Origin of the sequence: Pseudoalteromonas sp. SG45-3, from assembly GCF_014164075.1 — a bacterium.
GTDB classification, from domain to species: Bacteria; Pseudomonadota; Gammaproteobacteria; order Enterobacterales; family Alteromonadaceae; genus Pseudoalteromonas; species Pseudoalteromonas distincta.
The window spans coordinates 1-2,708 of sequence record NZ_JACJEN010000043.1 but is presented as its reverse complement, the minus strand read 5'-3'; the positions used below and the strand labels follow the sequence as shown (position 1 = coordinate 2,708).

Below are 2,708 nucleotides of genomic sequence, written 5' to 3'. Positions count from 1 at the left end.
ATCACCTAAGTCCGATTTACCGAATTGTTGTTTTGCCCAATGAGTATGTTCGTTAATCATAATGTGCCCTCAAACAAGATTTGAAGATCTGATCATGACATTGAGATTTAGTTCAAAAAAATCCCCGCTAATTTCTTAGCAGGGATTTGTGTATAAGAGACAGCTGTAAAGCGGCTTTTTGCATTATGGCTAAATATAAATTTAATGCTGATTGATCATGTGCGTTGCTAGTTGAGAGAATGATTGCTTTAAGCCTTCACGTAACAACGGATTGTCTATTTCTATATCCAGCGTTTTATTCATGCAGTACATCCACTGATCGCGCAATGCTTTATCTACAGTAAAAGGCATATGTCTTTTACGTAGCATTGGCTGGCCATGTTTTTCAGTAAATAGGTTTGGCCCGCCTAACCAACCAGATAAAAATTCAAAAAATACTTGGCGAATTCGATCTAATGGCAGAGGATGCATATCATATAACGGTTTAGCGTATTCATCTGACTCCATTATGTCGTAGAATCGATTGGAGATAGCTCGCGCCCCTTTCTCTCCACCTATTATTTCATACGGTGTTTTTTCAGGAGTAGGAGCCTGTTGCTCGGGAGCCGGCTTAGATTTAGAAAAAAGTCGTTTAATCATATTACTTATCATTGTTAATAGGCAGTTTATAGCTGCAAAGAGGTTGCTTTAAAATGGACAAATATGCGGTTTTTGGAAATCCAATTAAACATTCAAAATCCCCCGCGATACATAAACAATTTGCTGTATCACTGGGTGAGCAAATCGACTATCGCGCAATATTAGCACCTATCGATAACTTTGAAAAAACAGTATTGTCTTTTTTTGAGCAAGGCGGTGTGGGTGCTAATGTTACAATGCCATTTAAAGAGCAAGCTTATGCAATGGCTGATGAGCTTACCCCATTAGCCAAAATAGTAGGGGCTGTTAATACACTAAAAAAACGAGATGATGGCTCATTACTCGGTGATAACACCGATGGTGTGGGCTTTGTAAATGATTTACTCGCTAATGAAGTAGCCATAACTAATAAACGCATTTTAATCATAGGTGCGGGCGGTGCTGCTCGAGGGGTTATTTTACCTTTGTTAGAGCATAACCCTCAGGAAATAATAATAGTTAATCGCACAGCACAAAAAGCCAAAGAACTCGCAGAGCTGTTTACCCAATATGGACCAGTATCTGGCTTTGGTTTTGATGATTTACCAGTAAGCGATTACTCACTAATTATAAACTCTACCTCTAGCAGTATGAATAACGAACTTCCAGCACTTGATAAAAAACACATAATTAACTGTGAAGTCGCTTATGACATGTTTTATTCACTGCAAAATACCATTTTTATGAATTGGGTTGCACAGCATAATATTAACGCTAAGCTTTTAGATGGCAGTGGCATGTTAGTTGGTCAAGCTGCTCAAGCATATTATGTATGGCGTAATAAAATGCCAAAAATACTTCCCGTCGTTGATGCGCTCAAACAAGGAACGCTTAAATGAATCAGGCAATACAATTTATAGATAGGCTAGAGTTTAGAGAGCCCGATCATCAGTTAGTATTTTTTGCACAAGTTAGTGGCATGCTGGTGGAGTGTGTAATAGAAGTAAATACACTTAAACTAACAGACGAAAGTCACGCAACAGAGTATTTTGAAAAGTATCGTTTTGATTACGAAGAACGTGCCGAGGAGCTTATCGAAGAAGAGAGCTATAACTCGGCAGGCCAAATTGAAGTAAGTTTATTAACTTAAATTAGCTATTTCAGCTAAGTACTCATCTTTAAGTGATACATAGTTATCGGCAGATATTTTTAAAAAGGCAAGTTCTTGCTCCGTTAGAGGGCGGGCTTGCTTAGCCGGACTCCCTACATATAAGTAACCAGACTCTAAGCGTTTGTTTGGTGGTACCAAAGAGCCGCCACCTATAATTACATCATCTTCAACAACCACGTTATCCATAATAATAGCGCCCATACCTACAAGTATACGGTTTCCTAATATACATCCGTGCAGCATTACCTTATGACCTACAGTTACATCGTCACCTATAATAAGTGGATAACCATCTGGATTGCTTTTAGTTGCACGAGATAAATGCAATACACTGCCATCTTGTATATTGGAGCGTTTACCAATACGTATATAGTTAACATCGCCTCGGGCTGCTACTAAAGGCCAAACACTACTATTATCACCTAAAGTAATATCACCAACCAAAACTGATGACTCATCAATATAAACAGACGAATTAAACGAAGGAGTTACACCTTTATAAGAACGGATTGCCATATTTAGTACCTTTTAGATAATAGTTATTAGCTTTGAGTGTATCAGCAAGGTCTTTTTTGTACCATAACAGGCACCGTTTGGTTACAAAACTATCAGTTTTAGGGGGTTTAGTTCAGATACTGACCGAACAGCATCTTTTTTTACTTTTTCTTTAAAAAAGTACTTGCGTAAAAATCTGTTCTCCCTATAATGCGACCCCACTGAGACGGGAAACGCTGAAGCATAGCAAGGCACGAACTACTCAGAGAGTTAAATAAAACTTCGGTTTTAAATTGTCGAAAGAAAGTTTAAAACAAAGTGTTGACTCGAAAAATAAAGGGTGTATTATTCGCATCCCTTGAGACGCTAAAGCGACTCAAAACGTTCTTTAACAATATAAAGCAATCATCTGTGTGGGCACTCG

4 protein-coding genes are annotated in these 2,708 nt (G+C 38.2%); 2 read left to right on the top strand and 2 right to left on the bottom strand.

The features are described from left to right. Positions 1-201: 201 nt before the first annotated feature. On the bottom strand, positions 202-639 hold the full coding sequence (locus tag H5126_RS21100; RefSeq protein ID WP_004335148.1) for a group II truncated hemoglobin: 438 nt from the start codon (positions 637-639) through the stop codon (positions 202-204). Between the two features lie 53 nt (positions 640-692). Here H5126_RS21100 and aroE point away from each other — a divergent pair, with 53 nt between their 5' ends. After that, the gene (aroE, locus tag H5126_RS21095; RefSeq protein ID WP_182721536.1) at positions 693-1,517 is read left to right on the top strand and encodes a shikimate dehydrogenase; all 825 of its coding nucleotides are present in this window, start codon (positions 693-695) and stop codon (positions 1,515-1,517) included. After that, positions 1,514-1,768 carry a DUF1488 family protein gene (locus tag H5126_RS21090; protein ID WP_004335144.1) on the top strand — a complete coding sequence of 85 codons (255 nt, stop codon included), beginning with the start codon at positions 1,514-1,516 and terminating at the stop codon, positions 1,766-1,768. The genes aroE and H5126_RS21090 overlap by 4 nt, the downstream gene beginning before the upstream one ends. On the opposite strand, the gene H5126_RS21085 is transcribed toward H5126_RS21090, so the two are convergent. After that, positions 1,760-2,305 carry a gamma carbonic anhydrase family protein gene (locus tag H5126_RS21085; RefSeq protein WP_002959868.1) on the bottom strand — a complete coding sequence of 182 codons (546 nt, stop codon included), beginning with the start codon at positions 2,303-2,305 and terminating at the stop codon, positions 1,760-1,762. The genes H5126_RS21090 and H5126_RS21085 overlap by 9 nt on opposite strands. Between the last annotated feature and the right edge of the window lie 403 nt (positions 2,306-2,708).